This is a genomic window from Mesorhizobium sp. B2-1-8 (assembly GCF_006442545.2).
Taxonomy (GTDB): domain Bacteria; phylum Pseudomonadota; class Alphaproteobacteria; order Rhizobiales; family Rhizobiaceae; genus Mesorhizobium.
The window spans coordinates 4,939,859-4,963,291 of the sequence record NZ_CP083952.1; the positions used below are offsets into that span (position 1 = coordinate 4,939,859).

Here is a 23,433-nt window from a genome sequence, read left to right on the forward strand (position 1 = left end):
CCCATGACAACGCCTCAAACCTCCGCCGGCAGTCTCATCCGCGAATGGCGTACGCGCCGCCGCATGAGCCAGCTCGATCTCGCCATGGAAGCGGAAATTTCGCAGCGGCATCTCTCCTTCGTCGAAAGCGGTCGCGCCGCACCTTCGCGCGACATGGTGCTGCATCTGGCCGAGCAGCTTGCGATCCCGCTGCGGCAACGCAATCAATTGCTGCTGGCCGCGGGCTTTGCGCCCAGCTTCAGCGAACGGCCGCTCACCGACACGACGCTGGCACCGGCGATGGAGGCGGTCGAGATGGTGCTCAAGGGACATGAGCCGTTTCCGGCATTGGCGGTGGACCGGCACTGGAACCTGGTTAAGGCCAACGCGGCAATCGGGCCATTCCTGGCCGATATTTCCGAGCCCTCATTGCTCCAGCCACCCGTCAATGTGCTGCGGCTCAGCCTGCACCCGGGTGGTGTCGCGCCGCGTATCGTCAACCTCCAGGAATGGCGCACTCACCTGCTCGAACGGCTGAAGCATCAGAACGATGCCGCCGGCGACCCGGTGCTGGTCGCATTGGAGCAAGAGCTTCGCGGCTACCCCTCCGGCCTGAAGAGCGGCCGGCCGGCGCCGGTCGAGCCGAATGCCATCGTGCACCCGCTCCGGCTTGCCCATGGCGACACGGTGCTTTCCTTCATCAGCACCATTACCGTGTTTGGCACGCCGCTGGATGTCACGCTGTCGGAACTGGCGATCGAGTCGTTCTTCCCGGCCGACGAACAGACACGGGCGGTGTTGGTGCGGTTGGCGAAAGAACGGACGGAACGGTCGTGATCACCCCTGTGGCAGGGCCGCCTTGCGGGTCCTCGTGCGTTCCAGACCCAGCTGCCGTTCGCGCCAGATGATGAAAATGCCGGCTGCCACCACGATCGCACCACCGACCAGCGTGCCGGACGAGGTCACGTCGCCGAAAACGAAATAGCCGACGACGACACCGAGGATCATCGAGGTATATTCGAAAGGCGCCACGACCGAGGCTTCGGCATGGCGATAGGCCGCGGTCATCAGGATCTGGCCGAGGCCGCCACAAAAGCCGGCCATGATGAGCAGTGCTGCTTGCGCCGGCGTCAGCGATTGCCAGCCGAAGGGCAGCGTCAGCAGCGAGAGCACGCTCGCGGTCGAGGAGAACCACAGCACGATGGTGGCCGTCTTCTCCGTCTGCACGAGATTGCGCACCAGCAGCATGGCGACAGCCGAGATTGCCGCGGCCGCCAGCGCGGCCATGACGCCCAGGACCTCCTGGTCGTCCAGCCCTCGATCCGAACTGAGCAGCGTCAGTTCCGGCCAGGAAATGATGAGCACGCCAATGAGGCCGAACGCGACAGCGCTCCAGCGATAGACGCGGATCGTCTCGCCAAGGAACACCGAGGAGAACACCACGACCAGCAGCGGCTGTGCATAGTTCAGGGTGATCGCCTCGGGCAGCGGCAGCCTGGTCAGCGCGAAAAAGCCAAGCCCCATGGCGCCGACGCCGACGACGCCACGCGCGACGTGGTTGAAAGGACGTTTCGTGGCGAATGCGGTGGCCAGATGTCCTTTAAATGCCAGGAAGGCAATGATCGGGAAGATGGCGAAGAAGGAACGGAAGAAGACGATCTGCCCGGCAGGCACATCGCCTGCCGCCTTGATACAGGTTTGCATGCCGACAAAAACCGCCACGGAGACGATCTTCAGCACGATGCCTCTCAGCGTGCCGTGGCCGCCGGTGGTTTCTGGTTGCGCCTCCGCCCCTGATGTCACTTTGGCAATGCGTTTCTACCCGCCGTCGAGGGCGCGTTGCGGGTCTCGAAATGGCAGAACGGGAAATTGTCGGCGCGCCGAACGAAAGCGCCCATCCCGAATTTCGGTGTGACGGCGGTCATGACTGCCTCGCGACGGTGAAAGGATGGCCTGAATTAGGCTCTGCCGCAGTTTTGTCGAGGGTGTGTTTCGTGTAAAGAGCGCGGACTTTGAATTTTTTGGACCAGTCAAAACATGTCCGGTCCCCGGAAAAGACAGGAAGAGCCAGGGAATGCGCACCGACACAGGCCAGGTCTTCAAACTCGAGGACTATCGCCCCAGCGACTACCTCATTCCGGAAACCAATCTTGACTTCCGTCTTTCGCCGCGGACCACGGTCGTCACCGCGATACTGACCGTCGAGCGCCGCGAGGGCATATCCACGTCGGCTCCGCTGGTGCTCGACGGCGATGGATTGACGCTCAAGCGCGTCGAGATCGACCGCAAGACGGTGAGACCGGCCGATCTGCTGGCGAGCCCCGACCAACTGACCCTGCTCAAGCCGCCGGCCGCACGTCGTTTCCAACTGCTCATCGAAACCGAACTGGCGCCGGCCGGCAATGAAGCCCTGATGGGCCTTTACCGTTCGAACAACGTCTACTGCACGCAGTGCGAGGCGGAGGGCTTTCGCCGCATCACCTATTTTCTTGATCGCCCCGATATCCTGTCCGTCTACACGGTGCGGATCGAGGCGCGGCGCGACGAGGCGCCGCTGCTCCTGTCCAACGGCAATCCGGTCGAGAACGGCGATCTCGCCGATGGCTGGCACTACGCCAGCTGGCACGACCCCTTCCCCAAGCCGTCCTACCTGTTCGCACTGGTGGCCGGCAATCTCGGCCGGATCGCCGACAGTTTCGTGACCATGTCCGGCCGCAAGGTCGAGCTCGGCATCTATGTCGAGCCCGGCAAGGAGGCGCTCGCCGGTTACGCGATGGACGCGCTGAAGCGGTCGATGCAATGGGACGAGGAGGCCTTTGGCCGCGAGTACGACCTCGAAGTCTTCAACATCGTCGCCGTGTCGGATTTCAACATGGGCGCGATGGAGAACAAGGGCCTCAACATCTTCAACGACAAATACGTGCTGGCCGACCAGGAGACGGCGACGGACGCCGATTTCGCCAATATCGAGGCGATCATCGCGCATGAGTACTTCCACAATTGGACAGGCAACAGAATCACTTGCCGCGACTGGTTCCAGCTTTGCCTGAAGGAAGGGCTGACGGTTTTCCGCGATCATGAATTCTCCGCCGACCAGCGCTCGCGCGCGGTCAAGCGCATCGCCGAAGTGCGCACGCTGCGTGCCCATCAGTTTCCCGAGGACCAAGGGCCGCTGGCGCATCCGGTGCGACCGCGCCGCTACCGCGAGATCAACAATTTCTACACGGCTACGGTGTACGAAAAAGGCTCCGAAGTGGTGCGTATGATCCGCACCATTCTCGGGGCTGAGGCCTTTCGCGCCGGCATGGACCTTTATTTCGAACGCCACGACGGCGAAGCCGCGACCATCGAGGACTTCATCAAGGTGTTCGAAGAGGCGTCCGGCCGTGATCTTTCGCAGTTCGCGCTCTGGTACCATCAGGCGGGCACACCCAACCTGACCGTGAGTTCGACGCACAATCCGGCCGCACAGGAATTCACGCTCGAGATCGAGCAGTCGGTGCCGCCGACACCGTCGGAAAGCCGCAAGCGGCTGATGCACATCCCGCTCGCCTTCGGCCTGATCGGCGCCGGCGGCGAGCCGGTTCGATACAGCGGCGTCGAGGGCGCCAGCGTCGAGGACGGCGTCATCCATATTCGCAAGCGCCGTCACATGGTGCGCTTTTCCGGCGTTGCCGAACGACCGGCGGTGTCACTCAACCGCGGCTTTTCGGCGCCGGTGACGCTGTCGGTCGAGCAGAAGGCGGCCGACCAGTTTTTCCTCGCCCGCCATGACAGCGACGCCTTCTCGCGCTGGCAGGCCTTCAACACGCTGCTCACCGATGCGCTGATCGCTGCCTTCCGCCAGATCCTTGGCGGCAAACAGCCGGACTTCGCCCCGCGGCTGACGGAGCTTGCCGGCAGCATCGCCAGCGACGAGACACTCGAGCCAGCCTATCGAGCTCTGGCTCTGGCGCTGCCGGGCGACGCCGACATCGCGCGTGACATCGGCAAGAACATCGATCCGGACGCCATCCATTCGGCTCGCCAGGCGCTTGCGCTGGCGATCGGCACGGTCAATGGCGAGGCATTTTCCCGCCTCTACGACAGCCTTGCCGACCAGACCGCCTTCAGCCCCGACGCGGCAAGCGCCGGACGACGCGCCTTGCGCAACATTCTGCTGGATTATCTCTCGCTGCTGCCCGGTGGAGCGGCATTGGCGGCCGGGCATTTCCAGTCCGCGACGAACATGACCGACCGCGCGGCCGCATTGGCCGTGCTCGCGCATCGTCACCACGGATCGCCGGAGGCGAAAAAAGCGCTGGCGGCTTTCGAAAAGACATATGCGTCCGACCCGCTGGTCATGGACAAATGGTTCCAGATCCAGGCCAGCGTGCCGGGGCCACAGGCGGTGGACACCGTTCGCGCCCTGACCGCTCATCCGGGTTTCTCGATGGGCAACCCGAACCGTGTGCGCTCGCTGATCGGCACATTCTCCAGCGCCAACCAGACCGGCTTTCACCGCGCCGACGGAGAAGGCTACCGTTTCTTCACGCAGACTGTGCTCGAGGTCGAAAAGCGCAACCCGCAAGTGGCGGCAAGGCTGGCGACCGCGCTCAGGTCCTGGCGTTCGCTCGAACCGGGCCGGCAAGCCAAGGCCAGGGAAGCGCTGGTTTCGATCGCCAATGCCGAAGACCTGTCGGCGGACCTGCGCGACATCGTCGAGCGCACGCTGGCATAGGCGCCCTTTCCTTCCCGGCGGGGCAAGGCCGAGCCGCCGCACTTCCAAAAGCCCGCTATTTTAGTCGATTTTTAATCTTTTTTCGCCGGACCACTGGACAAGGCGAATCACCTTTGATTCTTTAATGGCGATTCGGACGTGCGGTGTTGCCGGATCACCAGCACATAGAAATGCGGCATACTGGAAATCGGGGAGTGCCATTTATGGCGAAGGCGGACGCGTGGGGCGCGCCCGGAGGGATAGCTTTTGCGCGTCGTGAGACGCGCGGCGACGGCCTTGCCGGGAATACGCGGCTCATTGCCGAACCGGCCTACAAGCGGCTTCTGGCGGCCGAACCGCTCCTGCGCCGGTCGATACCGGCCCTCATCATCATCTTCCTGATCGTCATCGCGGCGCTGCGTGTGCTCTCGCTGATGAACGAGCGTGACGATGTCGAGCGCGACGCCAAGGCGGTCCTGACGCTGGCCGCCGCGCAGCTCGCCAGTTCGCTCGCCACCACGTCGGACACGGTGCCGGGCGCCACCCAGGACCTGCTGGAGACCACCAGCCGCCAAGGAGCGATGGGCCGCAGCCATGTGCTTGTCATCACCGACAGCGCCTTCAGGATCACCGCGGTGACGCCGCGTTCGGTGCCCTGGCAAGGCCATTCGCTCGACAGCCTCGTCCAGGGCGGCCAACCGCTGTTCATGTTCGGCGATCGCGCCGGTGTCATGGAGGTCAACATCGGCGGGCAGGACTGGTATGCGGCGGTCAGCCTGTCCAGGGACAGGAAGGGAGCCGCCGCGGCGCTTGTGCCGCAGGAAGCGGTCTTCGACACGTGGCGCAAGACCGTCTCGTTGAATGTCACGCTGTTCGTGCTGACGGGCGGCGTGCTGATCATCATCCTCTATGCCTATTTCGGGCAGGCGGCGCGCGCGCAGGCAGCCGACCGCATCTATCTCGAAGCACATCAGCGTATCGACATGGCGCTGGTTCGCGGCCGTTGCGGCCTGTGGGACTGGGACATGGTGCGCGGCAAGATGTACTGGTCGCGCTCGATGTACGACATGCTCGGCTACGAACCCTGCGAGACGATGCTGTCCTTCGGCGAGGTCGACGAGATCATCCATCCCGAGGACGGCGACCTGTTCGAGCTCGCCAACAGGATCGTAGCGCGTGAGATCGACCACATCGACCAGGTGTTCCGGATGCGGCATGCCGATGGCCAATGGGTGTGGATGCGCGCCCGGGCACAGGTCATGGATCCGGAAGCGCCGGAGATCCAGCTGATCGGCATCGCGGTTGACGTCACCGAGCAACGGCATCTGGCGCTGCGCTCCGAAGCGGCCGATCTTCGCCTCAGGACCGCGATCGAGAACATCAATGAATCTTTCGTGCTGTGGGATTCGGCTCAGCACCTGATCATGTGCAATTCCAAATACCAGCAGGACAACGGGCTCTCGGATCGCGACGTGATGCCAGGTGTGACGCGCGCGTCCCTGGAAGAGCGGATGCTGGCCTTTGCTTCGGAGCGCCGGCTCGCCAACAGCAATGGTCCCCAGGGCGGCGCCACGTTCGAACGGCAGCTGTCGGACGGCCGCTGGCTGCAGGTCAACGAACTCAGGACCAGGGATGGCGGCACCGTCTCGGTCGGATCCGACATCACCCAGATCAAGCTGCACCAGGAAAAGCTGGTCGACAGCGAGCGCCGGCTGATGGCGACGATCCATGATCTCAGCCTCGCACGGCGGGCCGAAGAGGAACGGTCGCGCGAACTGGTCGACCTCAACCGCAAATACATGAAGGAAACCGAGCGCGCCGAAGCGGCGAACCGGGCCAAATCGGAATTCCTGGCCAACATGTCGCATGAATTGCGCACGCCGCTGAATGCCATCATCGGCTTCTCCGAACTGATGGAACAGGGGCTGTTCGGCCCTCTGGGCTCGGAGCGCTACGAGGAGTACGCCACCGACATCAACAGCAGCGGCAAATACCTGCTCGGCGTCATCAACGACATTCTCGACATGTCCAAGATCGAGGCCGGCCAGTTCTCGCTGGACCAGGAGCAGATCGACCTCGGTCCGCTGATCAGTGAGACGGTGCGTGTCGTCTCGCTGCAGGCGGCGCAAAAGGCGATCACCGTGGAAACGCGTATCGCCGACGCGCTGACGCTGTTCGCCGATCGCCGGGCGATCAAGCAGATCGTCATCAACCTTCTGTCCAACGCTGTGAAATTCACCGGTCAGGGCGGCCACATATCGGTCAGAGCCCGCAACACGTCGGGCGCGCTGGTGCTGACGATCGAGGACAATGGCTGCGGTATCCCGAAGGAAGCGCTCGGCAAGCTCGGGCGTCCCTTCGAGCAGGTGCAGAACCAGTTCTCCAAGAACCATGCCGGCTCCGGCCTCGGCCTTGCCATTTCGCGCTCGCTGGCCGAGTTGCAAGGAGGCGCACTGAAGATCCGTTCCACCGAAGGCGTCGGCACGATCGTGTCGGTGCGCATTCCGGTGAAAAAGGCAACATCGACGATCAAGGCTGCGGCCTGAGCGGCAGGCCTCGGCTGACGGCGCCGGAGCCTGCGTCAGCCAGCCTCACTGCATGCCGTTTTCGTCGTCGCCTCCTTGACGATGGCGGCCAAAGCGCCCGCTCTTCGGCAGCTCGCGGTTCTCGATCTTTCCGTCGTTGTTCTTGTCGAGTATCGCGAAAAGCTTCTTTTCGCGGCCCGTGATGTCGTCTGATGTCAACGTGCCGTCGCCCTTGCTGTCGTACCGGGCGATGATGCGCCTGGCCATGCGTTCGAAGCGCGCCTTCTCCAGTGCGTCGGCGAGTTGGGCGACAGTCAGCTTGCCGCCATTGTCGGCGACAAGCTTCTTGAGCCGCGCGTCCACGACATTGTAGAACTGGTCGAACGTGATGGTCCCGCCATTGTCCTTCATTGCCTTGTCGAGCCGCATCATGGTGCGCTCACGCATGTTCGCGCTGTCGACATTCTCGGCATAGGCACCGCCGCCAACGGCTCCGGCCAGGGCGATGAAGGCAAGTGCGAGCTTGGTTGTCTTTCTCATGGTTTTCTCCTGTTGCATCGTCACCCCCGATGCGGCCGAACGCTCGTTGATCACGAACCCCCGGCACGAAGCAAAAGGTCGAAATCCTTCCTGACCTTTTGCGACGTCTCCTTGAGGTGTGCCTCCAGCACACCGAAATCCGGCAGGTCGGTGACCGCTAGAAGCAGATCCGAAAGCCCCGGCGGAACGTCGTCACGTTCGAAGGGTCCGGTAAGGCACAGCCGCGTCATCTGGGTCAGCGCCAGATACAGGGCGTAAGCATGGCCAAGGTCCTGCCTGATCCCGGCATTGGCGAAACGGGGCGTCAGGCGAGACAGGATCTCGGCCGTGCCGGTGACGCGCGGCCCGGCCTCGACCTGTCCGGTGATGACAGCCACCTGTGCTATGAATTCGAGATCGATCAGACCGCCGGGAATCAGCTTGATGTCCCACAGGTCGCGGGGCGGCTTTTCCTGCTCGATCATGGCACGCATGTCCCACGCCTCGGCCCTCACCTTTGCCGCATCGCGCGATTGGCTCAGCACCGCGGCAACTTCCGCCTCGACCTCGCCGCACAGGCTGGCGTCACCAGCAATCGGCCGCGCCCGCGACAGGGCCATGTGTTCCCACGTCCAGGCCTCCTGGCGCTGGTATTTCTTGAAGGCATCGATGTGGGTGGCGACCGGTCCCTTGTTGCCGGAAGGCCGCAGCCGCAGGTCGAGTTCGTAGAGCACTCCTTCCGCCGTCGGCGCCGACACGGCCGATATCAGCCGCTGCGTCATGCGGGAATAATAGTGCGACGGCGCCAGCGGCTTGTCGCCGTCGGAGTCCTCGGCATCCGCATCGTGGTCGTAGAGCAGAATGAGATCGACATCCGATCCGGCGGTCAATTCGCGGCTGCCGAGCTTGCCCATGCCGAGCAGCGAAACCACGCCGCCGGCGATCGTGCCATGGCGCACCGCGAATTCGGCGGTCACCGCTTGCAGCGCAGCCGCGATGGTCAGGTCCGCCAGATCGGAGAAAGCGCGGCCGGCGCGAGCCGGATCGATCGAGCCCGCGAGCAGCCGCACACCGATCAGGAATTTCTGTTCGGAAGCAAATATGCGCAGCCTGTCGAGCACCTCCTCATAGGCCCTTTCACCTTCGAGGAAGGCGGAAAGCCGTGACGAGAGATAGGCGCGGTCGGGAAGCTCGGTCAGCAATGCCGGGTCGAGCAAGCCGTCGAAGACATGCGGCCGGCGGGTGATGATCGCCGCCAGCCGGGGCGCCGCGCCCATGATCGTCGCCATCAGCCTGAGCAGTGCGGGGTTCGACTGCAGCAATGAGAACAGCTGGATGCCGGCCGGCAGGCCAGCAAGGAACTCGTCGAAACGGACCAGCGCCTCATCGGCCCGGCGCGTCTGGCCAAAAGCCTTGAGCAGTGCCGGCGTCAGTTCCGTCAGCCGCTCGCGCGCCTCCGCCGACCGGGTGACGCGATAGCGGCCGAAATGCCAGCCGCGGATGACACGGCAGATATCGCTTGGCCGCTGAAAGCCGAGACCGTGCAGGGTCCGCAGCGTGTCCGGGTCGTCGACGTCACCGGTGAAGACCAGGTTGCCGATGCCGGCCGAAAGCTCGGGCGCGGTTTCGAACAGCGCGGCATAGTGGCGCTCGACCTGCTGTAGCGAGGCACGGAACACCCCGGCAAACGCGGCCGCGTCGGCAAAGCCCAGCATGCGGGCGATGCGCTCCAGCCCTTCATTGTCTTCCGGCAGCGTGTGCGTCTGCTCGTCGGCAACCATCTGGATGGCGTGTTCGACCCGGCGCAGGAACCAGTACTGGCGGGCGAGCGCGTCACGCGCGTCTGATGTAATCCAGCCTCGGGCGGCGAGCTGGCCGAGCATCGGCACGGTTTCGCGGCCGCGCAGCTCCGGGAAGCGGCCGCCGGCGATGAGCTGCTGGGTCTGGACGAAGAACTCGATCTCGCGGATGCCGCCGCGCCCAAGCTTGACGTTGTGCCCTTTCACGGCGATCTCGCCATGGCCCTTGTGGGCATGAATCTGGCGCTTGATCGAATGGACGTCGGCAATAGCCGCGTAGTCCATGTATTTGCGCCAGATATAGGGCTGGAGCTCCTTGAGAAAGGCATCGCCCGCCTCGAGATCGCCAGCCACCGGGCGCGCCTTGATCATCGCGGCACGCTCCCAGTTCTGGCCGCGCGCCTCGTAGTAGCGAAGCGCGGCTTCAACCGGAATTGCCAGCGGCGTCGAGCCGGGATCGGGACGCAGCCGCAGATCGGTGCGGAAGACATAGCCGTGCTCGGTGCGATCCTGCAGGATGCGCACCAGCCGGCGCGTCAGGCGTGAAAACAGATCGGTGGCGTCGAGTGGATCGACCACGGCGGGCGCTTCCGGATCGAAGAACACGACGAGGTCGATATCGGAGGAGAAATTCAGCTCATGCGCGCCGAGCTTGCCCATGCCGAGCAGGATCCAGCCCGATTGATGCGACGGGCGGTCCAGGTCGGGCAGTTTGAGCTTGCCCTGGCCATGCGCGTCACGCAGCAGGAAATCGACGGCCGCGCGGGCGCAGGCGTCGGCGAGATCGCTCAACCGCCTTACAGTCAGCGAGGTTTCGGCCTCGCCCGAGAGATCGGCGAGCGCGATCAGGAAATGCGCCTCGGCCTTGTGCTGGCGCAGTTCCATCATCAGGCCGGATTCCGAGACCGTTTCGGCCAGCGGCGCCTGGTCGATCGCGGCGGTGATCGCCTTCAGGCGGGCCTCGATCGGCAGGTCGAAGAGGCCGTCCAGGATTTGCGGCCGGCGGCGCGCGGTATCGCGCAGGAACGGCGAAAGGTCGAAGACGGCGGCCAGGAAATCCTGCGCCGTCCCCTTGCCGGCCAGGAATTTGGCCGCCCGTGTCAACCCTTCTTCGCGCGCTGCGTCGGCGATTTCGGACAGTTCCTGCCGTGCCCGGCCCTCGTCGAGCGGAGCAAGCGGGGTTTCCAGGCTCAGCAGCCAGCCTGTATTGCTCCGCTTTGCAACGGCCGCCATCAGCGGTCCTCCCGCGCGGGGAAACTCATGACCACGGATAGTCCCGGATTGCCAGACAACAGGTCAAGCCGGCCGTAATGGAATGTCATGACCGCCTTGGCGAGACTGAGGCCAAGGCCCGAACCAGGCTGCGAACGGCTCTTCTCAAGCCGCACGAAGCGTTCCGTCGCTCGGGCGCGATCGGCATCGTCGGGAATGCCCTGGCCGTTGTCGGCGACGGAAAGCCTGATCTCGCCATGCGTGCGTTCGAGCGCCACACGGACCGCCGGTTTGGACGTCGAATCGGTCGAATACTTGATCGCATTGTCGACGATGTTGGAAAGCGCCTGACCGATCAGTTCGCGGTTGCCGTCGACGACAAAAGCACCGTTCACCTCGGCGTCCAGCGAAACGCCAGCCTCCTCGGCCACCGGCTCGTAAAGTTCGACCACATCACGCACGGCCTCCGCCAGATCGACGCGGCTGGTGTGCTCGGAAGAATACCCAGCCTCCAGCCGGGAGATCATCAGGATGGCGTTGAAGGTTTTTATCAGCTGGTCGGACTCGGCGATGGTGCCTTCCAGCGCCTGCCGATAATCCGATGTTTTCTGCTTGCCGGAAAGCGTCGCTTCGGCCCTGTTGCGCAGCCGGGTCAGCGGCGTCTTCAGGTCATGCGCGATGTTGTCGGATACCTGTTTCAGGCCTTCGTTGAGCGTGGAGATCCTGGCCAGCATGACATTGAGATTTTCCGATAGCCGGTCGAACTCGTCACCGGCGTCGGTCACCGGCAACCGGCCACTGAGATCACCGCCCATAATGCGCCGGCTTGCCTCGGAAACCCCGTCGATACGCTTCAATGCCGCGCGGCCAACAAAGAACCAGATCAGGATGCCGCCCACCCCCATCATGCCGAGCGCCAGCACCAGCGAACGGCGGATGACGGCACGGAACCGCTCCGGTTCGCCGAGATCGCGGCCGACCAGCATGATCATCTGGTTGGGCAGCCGCAGCACCAGGGCAATGGCGTTGTGGCCCTTCTCGCCCTGCGCCTGCGTGTCGCTCTGGTCGGGCTGTGCGGTCCCCTTGTCGGCAGGCAAATTGCGTAGACGTTCGAGTTCTCCCTCGCCAAAGCGCTGATACGAAAAAGGGCTGGTGGTCCAGCCTTCGTTTTCGAGAACGCCCGGCTCCAGACTCTGCACGTTACCGGTCAGGATCTGGCCGTTGGCATCGGCGATCAGATAGAGGTTGGCGCCGGGTTGGCGCGAGCGGGCCTCGACCACGCGGACCAATACCGGCAAGCCACCGCGCTGATAGGCGCGCGCAAGGCCGAGCACTTCGTCGTTGATGGTCTCCTGCGTCTGCGCGGTTAACATGCGCGCCGAGAGCGAAGTCATGTAGAGGACGAGCAGCACCGCGCAGAGTGCGAAGAGCAGGAGATAAAGCGCCGAAAGCCGTGCGGCCGTCGTCTTCATGATGGCGGGCACGGAAAGCGCCATGCTGCCGCCTAGCCGCCCTTCAGCATGTATCCGGCGCCGCGAACCGTATGCAGGATCGGCTTGTCGAAGCCCTTTTCGATCTTGCCGCGCAGCCGCGAGACGTGGACATCTATGACATTGGTCTGCGGATCGAAATGATAGTCCCAGACATTTTCGAGAAGCATGGTGCGCGTCACAACCTGGCCGGCATGGCGCATGAGATATTCGAGCAAGCGGAATTCGCGCGGCTGCAGCGTGATCTCGCGTGCCGCCCGGCGGACAGAATGCGACAGCCTGTCGAGTTCAAGGTCGCCAACCCGGTAGACGGTCTCGGCCTCCTTGGCGCTGGCGCGTCGGTTCAGCACCTCGACACGCGCCAGAAGTTCGGAAAAGGCATAGGGCTTGGTCAGATAGTCGTCGCCGCCGGCGCGCAGCCCGGTGACACGGTCATCGACCTCGCCCAGCGCAGACAGGATGAGCACTGGCGTCGTGTTGCCCCTGGAACGGAGAGCGGCAATGACCGACAGGCCGTCGCGGCGCGGCATCATCCGATCGATGACCATCACGTCATAATCACCCGCATCGGCAAGCGCGAAGCCGGTCTCACCGTCACCCGCGACATGCGCGGTATGACCCGCTTCCGTGAAGGCTTTCTGCAGATAATCCGCAGCCTCGCGATCGTCTTCTATGACGAGAATCTTCATAGGGCCGTTATACGCGATTTCGCTGGAAGGTTGAGTAGCCGGCATCTGCATTTTAGCCTTTGCCAAAACGCATCGCGATCAGGATGATCGAGAGCGTACGCGATAAAATCTTTGTTCCGTGGCGTCGTTACGCCGGACATGCCAGTTCCCGGTCATGTCGTCATCCCGCAACCACCGAACCGACCGGCTTCGGGCACGAGGGCGTGATGGGCAGCCATATGCAGGGCGCGGCAGCGGGCGATGGGAAGCCCGCTGCCGCTGAAGAAGAGCGCGATGACTGACTAACGGGCTCTCCTTCTTGCTTTCCCATGCGGCGACTCGGGGGTGTTGAAACCGCCGCATTGGAAAGGTCGTCTCAGCCCTTGGCCACCGGCACCGCGACGAAGCGGTTGTTGTCGTCACGGGTGATCTGCATCAGCACCGCCTTGCGTCCGGATTTGACCGCATCGGCCATGGCCTTGGTGACGTCTTCGGTGCCGTTGACCTCCGCCGAGTTGACCGCGGTGATGACGTCGCCCGGCTGGATGCCGCGGTCGGCGGCGGCGCTGTCGGGGTCGACGTCGGTCACCACCAGACCCTTACCGTTTTCGGACTTGGTGACGGTGAGGCCGAGATCAGCCAGCGTGTCCGGCTTTGCCGGAGCGGCGGGTTGCTGCTGCTGCTGATCGCCCGACGCCTGCTTGTCGCTGGCGGGCAGCTTGCCGAGATCGACCTTGACCGTCTGGCTCTTGCCGTCACGCCACACGGTGACGTCAACCGATTTGCCCGGCGAATAGGCGCCGATCAGACGGGCGAGTTCCTTCGGCGAGGCAACATCCTTGCCATCGACCTGGGTGATGACATCACCTGCCGTGATGCCGGCCTTCTTGCCGGGGCCATCGTCCTGGGCGCTCGAAACCAACGCGCCATTGTTGGACTTCAGACCGAGCGATTCGGCGATGTCGGAAGTGACCGGCTGGATTTCGACGCCGAGCCAGCCGCGCTGGACCGCGCCGTTCTTCATCAAGTCTGCGACGACCTGCTTGGCGGTTGTGGCGGGAATGTCGAAGGCGATGCCGACGCTGCCGCCCGAGGGCGAGAAGATGGCGGTGTTGATGCCGACCACCTGGCCGTTGAGATTGAAGGTCGGGCCACCCGAATTGCCGCGGTTGACCGAGGCGTCGATCTGGAGGAAATCGTCATAAGGGCCAGCGCCGATATCGCGGCCGCGCGCCGAGATGATTCCGGCGGTGACGGTGCCACCGAGGCCGAACGGGTTGCCGACAGCCACGACCCAGTCGCCGACGCGAACCTTGGAATCGTCGGCGAAGTCGACATAGGTGAACTTGCCGCCGCCATCGACCTTGAGCACGGCGAGGTCGGTGCGCGGATCGGTGCCGACCAGCTTGGCGTCGAGTTCCTTGCCGTCATTGGTCACCACGGTGAAAGCGGTGCCCTCGTCGACGACGTGGTTGTTGGTTACGAGATAACCGTCTTCGGAAATGAAGAAGCCCGAGCCCTGCGCGACGGGGCGCGGCTGGTCGTTGTTGCGATCGCGGTGACCGAAGCGGCGGTGACCTTCGTCGTTCTGGCCACCCTGGTCACCAAAGCCGCGGAATTCCTTGAAGAAGCGGCGCAGCTGCGGATTGTTGGGAAGATTGTCGAAACCGCCCTGATCGCCGGAACCGTCATCGGCTGTCGGTTGCAGCTTGGCCTTGACCTTGACGCTGACCACGGCTGGCGAAACCCGCTCCACGACATCGGCGAAGCTCGGAACCTGCGGAGCCTCGACACGCACGGCGTCAGCCAGAACGGGGCTGGTTCCACTGGTCAGCGCGCCAACGCCGATCGCACCGGCGACAGCGACGGACGCGACGGCAGCCAGAAGACGCTTGCGGGTGCGGGAATATGAATTGGGGGCAATATTCATGGATCTCTTATCCTCTTTCAAGCGGACGCGCCTTGATCGGCATCCTCAGGAAACGAGAATTAGAACGGCGGACATTACAGCGCCATTTCCGACACATGAAACTTTGGTAATGTTAGCGGGCGACTGGGCTGTCAGTCGCGGTGCAGGATCGCGTCCAATGCCGCCTGCTCGTCGGCTGACAGGGATTTCGTCGCCAGCGTCCGGCGCGATCGCGCGCTTAGAGCAATGAACACACCTCCCACCAGCAGCAGCAGCACCGGCGTGCCCCAAAGCAGGGCATTCCTGAGATCAAAACGTGGCTTCAGAAGCACGAACTCGCCGTAGCGGGAAACGACATAGTCCATCACCTGCTGGTCGGTATCGCCGGCGACGAGGCGCTGGCGCACCAGGATCCGCAGGTCGCGAGCAAGGTCGGCGTCGGATTCGTCGATCGACTGGTTCTGGCAGACCATGCATCGCAAGCCTTCCGACAGCGCCCGGGCTCTCGCCTCGAGTGCCGGGTCCGCCAGCATCTCGTCAGGCTTCACCGCCATTGCCGTGCCGGCGAAGAGCAATGCCAGCAGCAGGACAATCGACATCAGTGAAAACCTTGCCTTCATGACAGGCCCGCCGGCACCACCGCCTGCTTGCGACGGCGCGATGGCGCGCCGACACGCAGGCGTCTGTCCATCAGCGACATGGCCGCACCCACCATCATCACCAGGCCGCCGCCCCAGATCAGCGTCACCAGCGGCTTCCACCACAGGCGCACCACGACCGAGCCGTCCTTGCCCTCGTCGCCGAGCGAAATGTAGAGCTGGGAGAGGCCGATCGTCTTGATGCCGGACTCCGTCGTCGTCATCTGCCGCACGGGATAGAAACGCTTGGCGGAGCTGATTTCGCCGACAGCGCTGCCGCTGACGCCGATCAGCTCGAAACGGCCGCGATCCTCGCTGTAGTTCGGTCCCTGGGCAGGATAGAGGCCGACGAAACGAACCGTGCGGCCGGAGATTTCGACGGTTTCACCAGCATGCATGGACAGGATCTTCTCCGTGCCAAAGCAGAGCGTGCCGACAATGCCGAGCACCGTCAGGCCGAGGCCAAGATGCGCGAAAGCGGTCCCGAACACCGAGCGTGGCAGACCAACCAGGCGTCTGACCAGGACCGGCGCGGCGACATTGCCGACCCCGGCTTTGACGGCGATGTCGGTTAGCGCACCGAGGATCAGCCAGACGGCAAGGCCGACGCCAAGCGCAGCAAGCACCGAAGCGCCGTCGATGAACAAGGCGGTGACCAGCGTTGCCAGAAGGGCGGCCGCGAACGCCACCATCAGACGCTGCGCGACGCCAAACACATCGCCGCGCTTCCAGGCCAGCAGCGGCCCAAAGGGAACCATCACCAGCAGCGGCACCATCAGCGGTGCGAAGGTAAGGTTGAAGAACGGCGCTCCGACCGAAATCTTGTCGGCCGAAAAAGCCTCGACCGCCAGCGGATAGAGCGTGCCGACCAGCACGGTGGCGGTCGCCGTGGTCAGGAACAGATTGTTGAGGACGAGTGCGCCTTCGCGCGAAATCGGATGGAACAAGCCGCCTGCCGTCAACTTCGATGCGCGCAGCGCAAACAGTGACAGCGAGCCGCCGATGAACAGCGTCAGGATGCACAGGATGAAGACGCCGCGCGTCGGATCGGTGGCAAAGGCGTGGACGGAAGTCAGGACGCCCGAACGCACCAGGAAGGTGCCGAGCAGCGACAGCGAGAAGGTCAAAATGGCGAGCAGCAGCGTCCAGATCTTCAAAGCCGAGCGCTTTTCCATGACGATGGCCGAATGCAACAGCGCGGTGCCCGCCAGCCACGGCATGAAGGAAGCGTTTTCGACCGGGTCCCAGAACCAGAAGCCGCCCCAGCCGAGCTCGTAATAGGCCCAGTACGATCCCATGGCGATGCCGCCGGTCAGGAACATCCAGGCGACCAGTGTCCATGGCCGCACCCAGCGCGCCCAGGAGGCATCGATGCGCCCCTCGATGAGGGCCGCGACCGAGAAGGAAAAGCAGATCGAGAAGCCGACATAGCCGAGATAGAGCAGCGGCGGATGAATGGCGAGGCCAAGATCCTGCAGGATCGGGTTGAGATCGCGGCCTTCGATGGGCGCCGGGTTGAGGCGGATGAAAGGATTGGACGTCACCAGGATGAACAGGAAGAAGGCAGCGCCAATGGCGCCCTGCACCGCAAGCACGTTGGCGCGCAGCGTCGCCGGCAGGTTGGAGCCGAAAGCGGCGACAAGCGCGCCGAAGAAGGTCAGGATCAGCACCCAGAGCAGCATCGAGCCTTCGTGATTGCCCCAGGTCCCGGTGATCTTGTAGATCAGCGGCTGAAGCGAATGCGAGTTCTCCCAAACGTTCGCCAGCGAAAAATCGGAGCTTGCATAGGCGCTGGCAAGGGCTGCGAAGGACAGCGCGGTCAACGCAAAACCAGTCACCGCGACCGGACCGCCGACTGCCATCAGGCGCTGGTTGTTCAGCCGCGCGCCAAACAGCGGCACGATGGTCTGCACCAGTGAAAGCGCGAACGCCAGAACCAGGGCGAAATGTCCGGTCTCAACCATTCCCGCGACTCACGCTTGCTCTCCCGCCGGGGTTACTCACTCTTGCTCTCCTGCCAGACACCCTTGGCCTTCAGCCCGTCGGCAACTTCCTTGGGCATGTAACGCTCATCGTGCTTGGCCAGCACGCTGTCGGCGACAAAGACGCCGTCGGCGCCGAAGGTGCCCTCGGTGATGACGCCCTGCCCTTCGCGAAAAAGATCGGGCAGGATGCCGGTATAGGTCACCTTGACCGATTTGTGGGTGTCGGTGACGGAAAAGGCGACGGTCGCGCCCTGGCCGCGCTGGATGGTGCCTTTTTCGACCAAACCGCCGAGCCTGATGCGCTGGCCGGGCTGCACGCTGGCAGTGGTCAGATCGGCCGGCATGTAGAAATAGGACGCTTTCTGGCCAAGCGCGTAGAAGGTCAGGCCGGTGGCGGCGGCGAGGAAAGCCAAGCCGCCCACAATCACCGACAATCGTTTCTGCTTGCGCGTCATGTCAAGTTCTACTCCGTCGCCGTCAGGCCGAGCGAGGCGGCAAAGGCGGTGAATTTCCTGGCTTCGTCACTGTCGGCTCCAAAGACCGCAATGGCGCGGCCCAGCGCATCGCGTGCCTGATCGGTCTTGCCCAGCACGACATAGGAACGAACCAGCCGCATCCATCCTTCCGGGTCGCGCGGATTTTGACGAAGTTTGTCGTCGAGCCCGGCGACCATGGTGTTGATCATGGCTTCCCTGTCCTGCGGCGACATGGAGGATGCCGCGTCGACATCGGCGGCATCGGGGCTTTTCGCGGCCACGCCGGAAGCGAATTCGGGGCCGCCGGATTTGGCCAATGCCTGTTCGACGGCGCCCCGCCACGGTGAATTCGGCGGCAGCCTGCCAAGCATCGCTTGCCACGCGGCGGCCGCTTCCTTGCCGCGGCCCTCCTGTGCCAACGCCATGGCCAGATAGAAACTGGCTTTCGCGTTGGCCGGATCGAGCTTCAAGGCCGCCTCGAAGGCATCCTGGGCATCGGCCGAAACGATACCGCCCGCTGCACCGGCTATGGCCTCGCCGAGGCCGGCCTGGCGGGCGGCATTGTCGCCGTCCAGGCGTATGGCGTTGCGGTAGGCCGCCGCGGCGTCGGCAAAGCGCTGCATGCGCAGATAGACCGGCGCCAGCACATCCCAGCCCCGCCCATCGGAAGGATTGGCAGCAAGATGGGCTTCTGCGCGCGCCACCAGCTCATCGACCGAGCTGTCGGCCGGGTTCTTGGCCAGCCGCTCGCTGAGCGGCTGCGACGGCAGGTCAGGCGAGCCGATCTGGCTATAGAGCCCCCAGCTGACCAACGGTACCACCAGCACGGCGGCGGTCGCGACGAGCCGTGCCGTGACCGATGCTGATCTGCCAGATGTCTTGTCCGCCATATCCGCGTTGCCCAGGCGAAGGATGCGGCGGGCGATCTCGGCGCGCGCCTCGGCCGCTTCAGCGGGCCCGATCAGGCCGCGTGCGGCGTCGCGGTCGAGTTCGTCCAATTGATCGCGATAGACTTCCAGATCGTGATCGCCGCTCGATGACGCGTCCTTGGAGGCCCCAGCCAGCGGCAAAAGCACCGCCAGGCTGGCGCCCAGCGTGAGAATTGCGGCTATGACCCAGAACAGCATGGTTCTTCCAATAAAGGCAGAGCCTTGCCCTGCCAACACAGGCATCCTGCGACGCTTTGACGGCAGGCGCGCCGAATGTCCTTGATCGACATCAACTGGCCGGATCGCAACCGGACCCGGCCAGCTAGGTCAGTGGTGTCCAACTGCCGTCGGCATTGCGGCAGGCCGTTCCGTGCGCCGTGACACTGGCGCTGCCGGTGAATACCGTCTGCGTGTACTGGCGGCAGTCCTGCGAACCGACGCGGTAAGGTTGGGCTGGAACGACCTCGCCATGGCGCGAGGCCTGATCGCCTTTCCACGTCACCTTCTGGCCGCTGGTGTTGTATTCGAGCGCCTTGTATTCGGCCTCGAGCGCGCTGCGCTTCTCCGTGTCGCTCAGGCCATTGCCGATCGACCCGCCAATGAGGCCGCCACCCATGGCGGAAATGATCGACTTGGTGACGACCTTGCCACCCGCCGGGGGCGTCGACGCCGGTGTCGGCGCCACGGTCGGACCCTTGCCGCTCAAGGTGGTGCAGCCCGATATGGCCAGCAAGGCGGAAACAAGCGCGACGCGAATCTTCATGCCAACAACCGGTATTCCTGAGCTGGAGCCTGCCATGGATGCGCGGGGAGCATCATCTGAGAAGTGGGCGTGGCCATAGTGTTGATATTTGTCGGAAATTTGGCCGCTGCCGGCCAGTACGGGGTCAATCGATATGCCGCCATAGCATGCGCCGCCCATCGGTGTCGATTGGCCTGGGGAAACGTCACGGAAGGCTCCGCAATCGCACCACCGCCTTCAATCCGCCCATGCCGGAGCGTTCCAGCACCAGGCCGCCGCCATATTCGTTGACGAGGTCGGCGACGATGGCGAGGCCGAGACCCGTTCCCGGTTTTGTCTCGTCCAGGCGCCGTCCGCGCTTCATGGCTTCGCGCGCCTTGTCCTCGGGAATGCCAGGGCCGTCGTCCTCGATGCTGATCTCAAACAGGTTGTCACCGCTGCCGGTCAACGGCGCAACCGCAACCGACACCACGCTCTTTGACCATTTCATCGCATTTTCGAGAAGGTTGCCAAGCAGTTCCTCGAGGTCTTCGCGTTCGCCGGCAAAGACGATCTCCGTGGCCGGCAGCGACAGCGACAGGTTGGTCCGCGGGTTGAGCTTCTGCAAGACGCGCACCATGCGCTGCACCAGCGGCGCCACCGGCGTGCGGTAGACGACGCTGTCGCGCTGCGCCGCGACGCGGGCGCGCTGCAAATAGTGGTCGATCTGCTTTTGCATGGAGGCGGCCTGCTCGGCGATCAATTGTCCCTTGGCTCCGCCAAGCGCCCGGCCCTCGTTGAGCAGAACGGCGAGCGGCGTCTTCAGTGAATGGGCAAGATTGCCGACCTGCGTCCGCGAGCGTTCGACAATGCGTTTGTTGTTTTCAATCAACGCGTTGGTTTCGTTGGCTAAGGGTTCGATCTCGGCCGGGAAGCGGCCGTCGAGCCTCTGCGCGGTGCCCTCGCGCACCATGGCAAGCGCGTTGCGGACCCTGCGCAGAGGCTGCAGCCCGAGCAGGATGGCGATGGCGTTGATGGCGATCATGCCGATGCCGAACAGGCCGAGATAGGTCAGCAAGCGGCGCTGGAAGGTCTCTATTTCCTGCTCCAGCTCGGTCTTGTTGCCCATCACGCGGAAGCGCGCGGCGCGGTTCTTCGCATCGAGAACGAATTCGCTCTCGAACACGACCAGTTCTTCGCCATTGATGCCTTGCGCGGCATAGCTGCGCTGGAAATTGGCGTTGAAGGGAACATCCGCCACGTCGGGCGACGGGATGGTCCGGGTCATGGACGAAGAATGAAGATCGCCATGCACGCCTTCCGAGGCGGGTTCGACGGACCAGTACCAGCCCGAATTCGGTTCCGAGAAACGGAGGTCGCCAAGATCGGGGGAACCGGTCAGCGCACCGCTGTCGGAAATGCCGATGGAGCCGATCAGGTTGAACAAATGCGCCGACAGCAGGCTGTCGAAGCCTCGCTCGCTGGCCTGGCGGTAAAGCGTGGTGATCAGGGTGAAGATGACGACCAGGGTGAGGATCGCCCACACCGTGGAGAAGGCGATGACGCGGAACGTCAGCGAGCGCGGCCATGCGCGCAGCGAAAGCCGTCTGCTCACGGTTGGGTTGGTAGGGAGCGGTTCCGCCTTACGCCTCCGGCTCACGCATGCGGTAGCCCATGCCGCGCACGGTTTCGATCATGTCGATGCCCATCTTCTTGCGCAGCCGCCCGACAAAGACCTCGATCGTGTTGGAATCGCGATCGAAATCCTGGTCGTAGAGATGTTCCACCAGTTCCGTGCGCGAAACGACCTCGCCCATGTGGTGCATCAGATAGGCAAGCAGCCGGAATTCATGCGAGGTCAATTTCAGCGGCACGCCGGCGACATCGGCCTTCGAAGCCTTGGTGTCGAGACGCAGCGGCCCGCAGGTCAGTTCCGACGAGGCGTGGCCGGCGGCGCGGCGGATCAAGGCCCTGACCCGCGCCAACACTTCCTCGATGTGGAACGGCTTGGCGACGTAATCGTCGGCACCGGCGTCGATGCCGGACACCTTGTCACTCCAGCGGTCACGCGCCGTCAGGATCAGCACCGGCATCTTGCGGCCGCCGCGACGCCAGCGCTCGACCACGCTGATGCCGTCCATCTGCGGCAGGCCGATGTCGAGCACGACGGCATCGTAAGGCTCGGTGTCGCCGAGGAAATGACCCTCCTCGCCATCGAAGGCACGGTCGACGACATAGCCGGCATCGACCAGCGCATCCGAAATCTGCCGGTTGAGATCCTTGTCATCCTCGACGACGAGTACGCGCATGCGGGGACCAATGCCTGTTGGACTGAAGTTGCAGATATAGGCCGATTCCGCCGGCCTGGGAAACGGAGCCCTGTAGGAAGGGAAGACTGCGTCAGTTCTGTGGAACGACGATTTCGGAGCGGCGCGGACGCTGCCCGTCCTTGCCGGGCACGAGCACGACGATGACGCAGACCGGCTGGCCGCCACGCGTCGACGCCGAGGCCTTGGCGAGCGTCCCGCCATTCTGCTGGGCCACCTGCTGACCGATCGCATAGCAGTCGGATGCGGCCAAGACGATCGGGCTGGGCTGGTCGGGCGCGATCACCGGTATCGCCATTGCCTGCGACGCAAACAGCCCGGCGGCACTAAGCGCCAGGGTCGCGGTTCGGAAATGGGAGCGAAGCGTTTTCATGACCGGCGTTGTAACGCATCGGTGCTGAACGTGAAATGAACGGTGAACGGCCCTGAAACCATGCTCGCCACACCCCTGCAACGCGAGACAGACAATCCGGATTTCACCGCCCCACCAGTGAAACCCGCGAAAGCGCAGTTTAGACGCCGTTTCGATGATATTGAAAGCGCGTCAGGCGTTTTCCTGCGTCAGCGCACGGAATCGCAGCAGACCGTGATGGACAAGCAGTTCCTCATCATAACGCGCCTCGCTGAATTCCAGCGACAGCCGCGTCTGGCCACGCGGACCGATCACCAGTACCGCGTCAGCAAGGCGTGCTTCGATGGCGGCCATGATGGCAAGCGTTTCGGCTTCGCCATGGGCCTTCGACCAGACATGCAGCGTGATCAGCTGGTCGTCATTGTTCTCGGCGCCGGTATCCCAGTCGAAGGCAGAGGTCTGGCCTGAAGTCACATAGGGAAAGGCGGCGTTATCGGTTGGCCGCTCGAGCAGTCCGGCGCCGCCCAGCAGCGCCGACAGCGACGCATCGCTTTTCAACCTGAGGAACAGGGCCTGCTGCAAATCACCGGGCGCCGTCATATGTCATTCCCCTCGCCTGTCGCGGCTGCACCTATCGCAACCTAGTCGCCATGAACGGATTCCGCCAGAGTTGGAGTAACGGCAAGCTCTGGATCAGCTGATCCTATCGACAACGCCAGCCATGGCATGAGTCCCGGTGTAAAATGTGAACGCTTTTTCCGATTAACGAGATGCGGCATGGGCACGCTCCGATCTGCTATCGCAAGCCAGATCACCTGTCTTTGGAGACGGCCCATGAATGTCGCACCCACTAGCGCCGGCAATGGCGCCCTCCTCGATACGTCGCGCCTGTGTGTCTGCACGGACCGCATCCAGGAGACGAGCGACGTCGTCACGCTGGTCTTCGAGCGCGTCGACGGCAGGGGTTTCGACTTCCGTGCCGGCCAGTCCACCACCATCCGCTTCGGCTGGAACGGTGAACAGTTTTCCCGCGTCTTAAATAGCCTCGCCACCAAGCCGCCCGCAGCGTGTCGCTTTGACGATCAAGGCCGCCAAGGACGGCAAGGCAACTCGTATCCTCCACGATCATTTCGGCGCAGGCGCGACGGCCGAGATCGGTGAAGCCGGTGGCATGTTCACGCTTGAGGGCCGTGCCTTCCAAAAGG

At 63.7% G+C, this 23,433-nt stretch carries 21 protein-coding genes; 5 read left to right on the forward strand and 16 right to left on the reverse strand.

The genetic code is table 11. The features are described from left to right. Positions 1-3 precede the first annotated feature (3 nt). Complete coding sequence (locus FJ970_RS24380; RefSeq protein WP_140759201.1) at positions 4-816, forward strand: helix-turn-helix domain-containing protein; 813 nt, start codon at positions 4-6, stop codon at positions 814-816. On the opposite strand, the gene FJ970_RS24385 is transcribed toward FJ970_RS24380, so the two are convergent. Both FJ970_RS24385 and FJ970_RS33690 read right to left on the reverse strand, forming a co-directional pair. Then, positions 817-1,782 (reverse strand): DMT family transporter, encoded by a 966-nt coding sequence (locus tag FJ970_RS24385; RefSeq protein WP_140759199.1) that lies wholly within the window; start codon positions 1,780-1,782, stop codon positions 817-819. Further along, positions 1,779-1,904, reverse strand: a complete 126-nt coding sequence (locus FJ970_RS33690) for a hypothetical protein (RefSeq protein WP_265336194.1) — start codon at positions 1,902-1,904, stop codon at positions 1,779-1,781. Before FJ970_RS33690 ends, FJ970_RS24385 begins: the two co-directional genes overlap by 4 nt. A 149-nt stretch (positions 1,905-2,053) precedes the next feature. Here FJ970_RS33690 and pepN point away from each other — a divergent pair, with 149 nt between their 5' ends. Continuing rightward, positions 2,054-4,699 carry an aminopeptidase N gene (gene pepN, locus FJ970_RS24390; protein WP_140759197.1) on the forward strand — a complete coding sequence of 882 codons (2,646 nt, stop codon included), beginning with the start codon at positions 2,054-2,056 and terminating at the stop codon, positions 4,697-4,699. A gap of 203 nt (positions 4,700-4,902) precedes the next feature. Continuing rightward, on the forward strand, positions 4,903-7,224 hold the full coding sequence (locus FJ970_RS24395; RefSeq protein ID WP_140759195.1) for a PAS domain-containing sensor histidine kinase: 2,322 nt from the start codon (positions 4,903-4,905) through the stop codon (positions 7,222-7,224). A 45-nt stretch (positions 7,225-7,269) separates the two neighbouring features. Here the strand turns inward: FJ970_RS24395 and FJ970_RS24400 are convergent, their stop codons facing one another. From FJ970_RS24400 to FJ970_RS24415, 4 genes are read right to left on the reverse strand one after another with little or no spacing between them, the layout of a single operon-like run. Beyond that, positions 7,270-7,743: a hypothetical protein gene (locus tag FJ970_RS24400; RefSeq protein WP_140759193.1), complete on the reverse strand. Its 474-nt coding sequence runs from the start codon at positions 7,741-7,743 to the stop codon at positions 7,270-7,272. Positions 7,744-7,793: 50 nt separating this feature from the next. Beyond that, positions 7,794-10,754: a bifunctional [glutamine synthetase] adenylyltransferase/[glutamine synthetase]-adenylyl-L-tyrosine phosphorylase gene (locus FJ970_RS24405; protein WP_140759191.1), complete on the reverse strand. Its 2,961-nt coding sequence runs from the start codon at positions 10,752-10,754 to the stop codon at positions 7,794-7,796. After that, positions 10,754-12,229, reverse strand: coding sequence for an ATP-binding protein (locus tag FJ970_RS24410; protein ID WP_140759189.1), 1,476 nt, complete (start codon positions 12,227-12,229; stop codon positions 10,754-10,756). Before FJ970_RS24410 ends, FJ970_RS24405 begins: the two co-directional genes overlap by 1 nt. An 8-nt stretch (positions 12,230-12,237) precedes the next feature. Beyond that, positions 12,238-12,912 carry a response regulator transcription factor gene (locus FJ970_RS24415; protein ID WP_023771592.1) on the reverse strand — a complete coding sequence of 225 codons (675 nt, stop codon included), beginning with the start codon at positions 12,910-12,912 and terminating at the stop codon, positions 12,238-12,240. Between the two features lie 83 nt (positions 12,913-12,995). Between FJ970_RS24415 and FJ970_RS24420 the strand changes: the two genes are divergently transcribed. Beyond that, on the forward strand, positions 12,996-13,193 hold the full coding sequence (locus FJ970_RS24420; RefSeq protein ID WP_140759187.1) for a hypothetical protein: 198 nt from the start codon (positions 12,996-12,998) through the stop codon (positions 13,191-13,193). Between the two features lie 74 nt (positions 13,194-13,267). Here the strand turns inward: FJ970_RS24420 and FJ970_RS24425 are convergent, their stop codons facing one another. From FJ970_RS24425 to FJ970_RS24470, 10 genes are all read right to left on the reverse strand, one after another. Further along, on the reverse strand, positions 13,268-14,821 hold the full coding sequence (locus FJ970_RS24425) for a Do family serine endopeptidase (RefSeq protein ID WP_140759185.1): 1,554 nt from the start codon (positions 14,819-14,821) through the stop codon (positions 13,268-13,270). A gap of 131 nt (positions 14,822-14,952) precedes the next feature. Further along, positions 14,953-15,420 carry a cytochrome c-type biogenesis protein gene (locus FJ970_RS24430; RefSeq protein ID WP_140759183.1) on the reverse strand — a complete coding sequence of 156 codons (468 nt, stop codon included), beginning with the start codon at positions 15,418-15,420 and terminating at the stop codon, positions 14,953-14,955. Then, positions 15,417-17,402: a heme lyase CcmF/NrfE family subunit gene (locus tag FJ970_RS24435; RefSeq protein WP_140759181.1), complete on the reverse strand. Its 1,986-nt coding sequence runs from the start codon at positions 17,400-17,402 to the stop codon at positions 15,417-15,419. The genes FJ970_RS24430 and FJ970_RS24435 overlap by 4 nt, the downstream gene beginning before the upstream one ends. A gap of 32 nt (positions 17,403-17,434) precedes the next feature. Then, positions 17,435-17,878 (reverse strand): cytochrome c maturation protein CcmE, encoded by a 444-nt coding sequence (gene ccmE, locus FJ970_RS24440; protein ID WP_140759179.1) that lies wholly within the window; start codon positions 17,876-17,878, stop codon positions 17,435-17,437. Between the two features lie 8 nt (positions 17,879-17,886). Continuing rightward, the gene (gene ccmI, locus FJ970_RS24445; protein WP_140759177.1) at positions 17,887-19,026 is read right to left on the reverse strand and encodes a c-type cytochrome biogenesis protein CcmI; all 1,140 of its coding nucleotides are present in this window, start codon (positions 19,024-19,026) and stop codon (positions 17,887-17,889) included. Between the two features lie 124 nt (positions 19,027-19,150). Beyond that, positions 19,151-19,591, reverse strand: coding sequence for a hypothetical protein (locus tag FJ970_RS24450; protein WP_140759175.1), 441 nt, complete (start codon positions 19,589-19,591; stop codon positions 19,151-19,153). Positions 19,592-19,775: 184 nt separating this feature from the next. Then, positions 19,776-21,164: an ATP-binding protein gene (locus tag FJ970_RS24455; protein ID WP_227791896.1), complete on the reverse strand. Its 1,389-nt coding sequence runs from the start codon at positions 21,162-21,164 to the stop codon at positions 19,776-19,778. Positions 21,165-21,192: 28 nt separating this feature from the next. Next, a complete protein-coding gene (locus FJ970_RS24460; RefSeq protein WP_140759171.1) occupies positions 21,193-21,858 on the reverse strand; it encodes a response regulator transcription factor in 666 nt (221 codons plus the stop codon). Between the two features lie 91 nt (positions 21,859-21,949). After that, the gene (locus FJ970_RS24465; RefSeq protein ID WP_140759169.1) at positions 21,950-22,249 is read right to left on the reverse strand and encodes a hypothetical protein; all 300 of its coding nucleotides are present in this window, start codon (positions 22,247-22,249) and stop codon (positions 21,950-21,952) included. Positions 22,250-22,420: 171 nt separating this feature from the next. Continuing rightward, the gene (locus FJ970_RS24470) at positions 22,421-22,828 is read right to left on the reverse strand and encodes a DUF3168 domain-containing protein (protein ID WP_140759167.1); all 408 of its coding nucleotides are present in this window, start codon (positions 22,826-22,828) and stop codon (positions 22,421-22,423) included. A gap of 234 nt (positions 22,829-23,062) precedes the next feature. Here FJ970_RS24470 and FJ970_RS24475 point away from each other — a divergent pair, with 234 nt between their 5' ends. Next, entirely contained in the window at positions 23,063-23,389 is a 327-nt protein-coding gene (locus tag FJ970_RS24475) for a hypothetical protein (protein WP_227792224.1), read from the forward strand. Positions 23,390-23,433 lie beyond the last annotated feature (44 nt).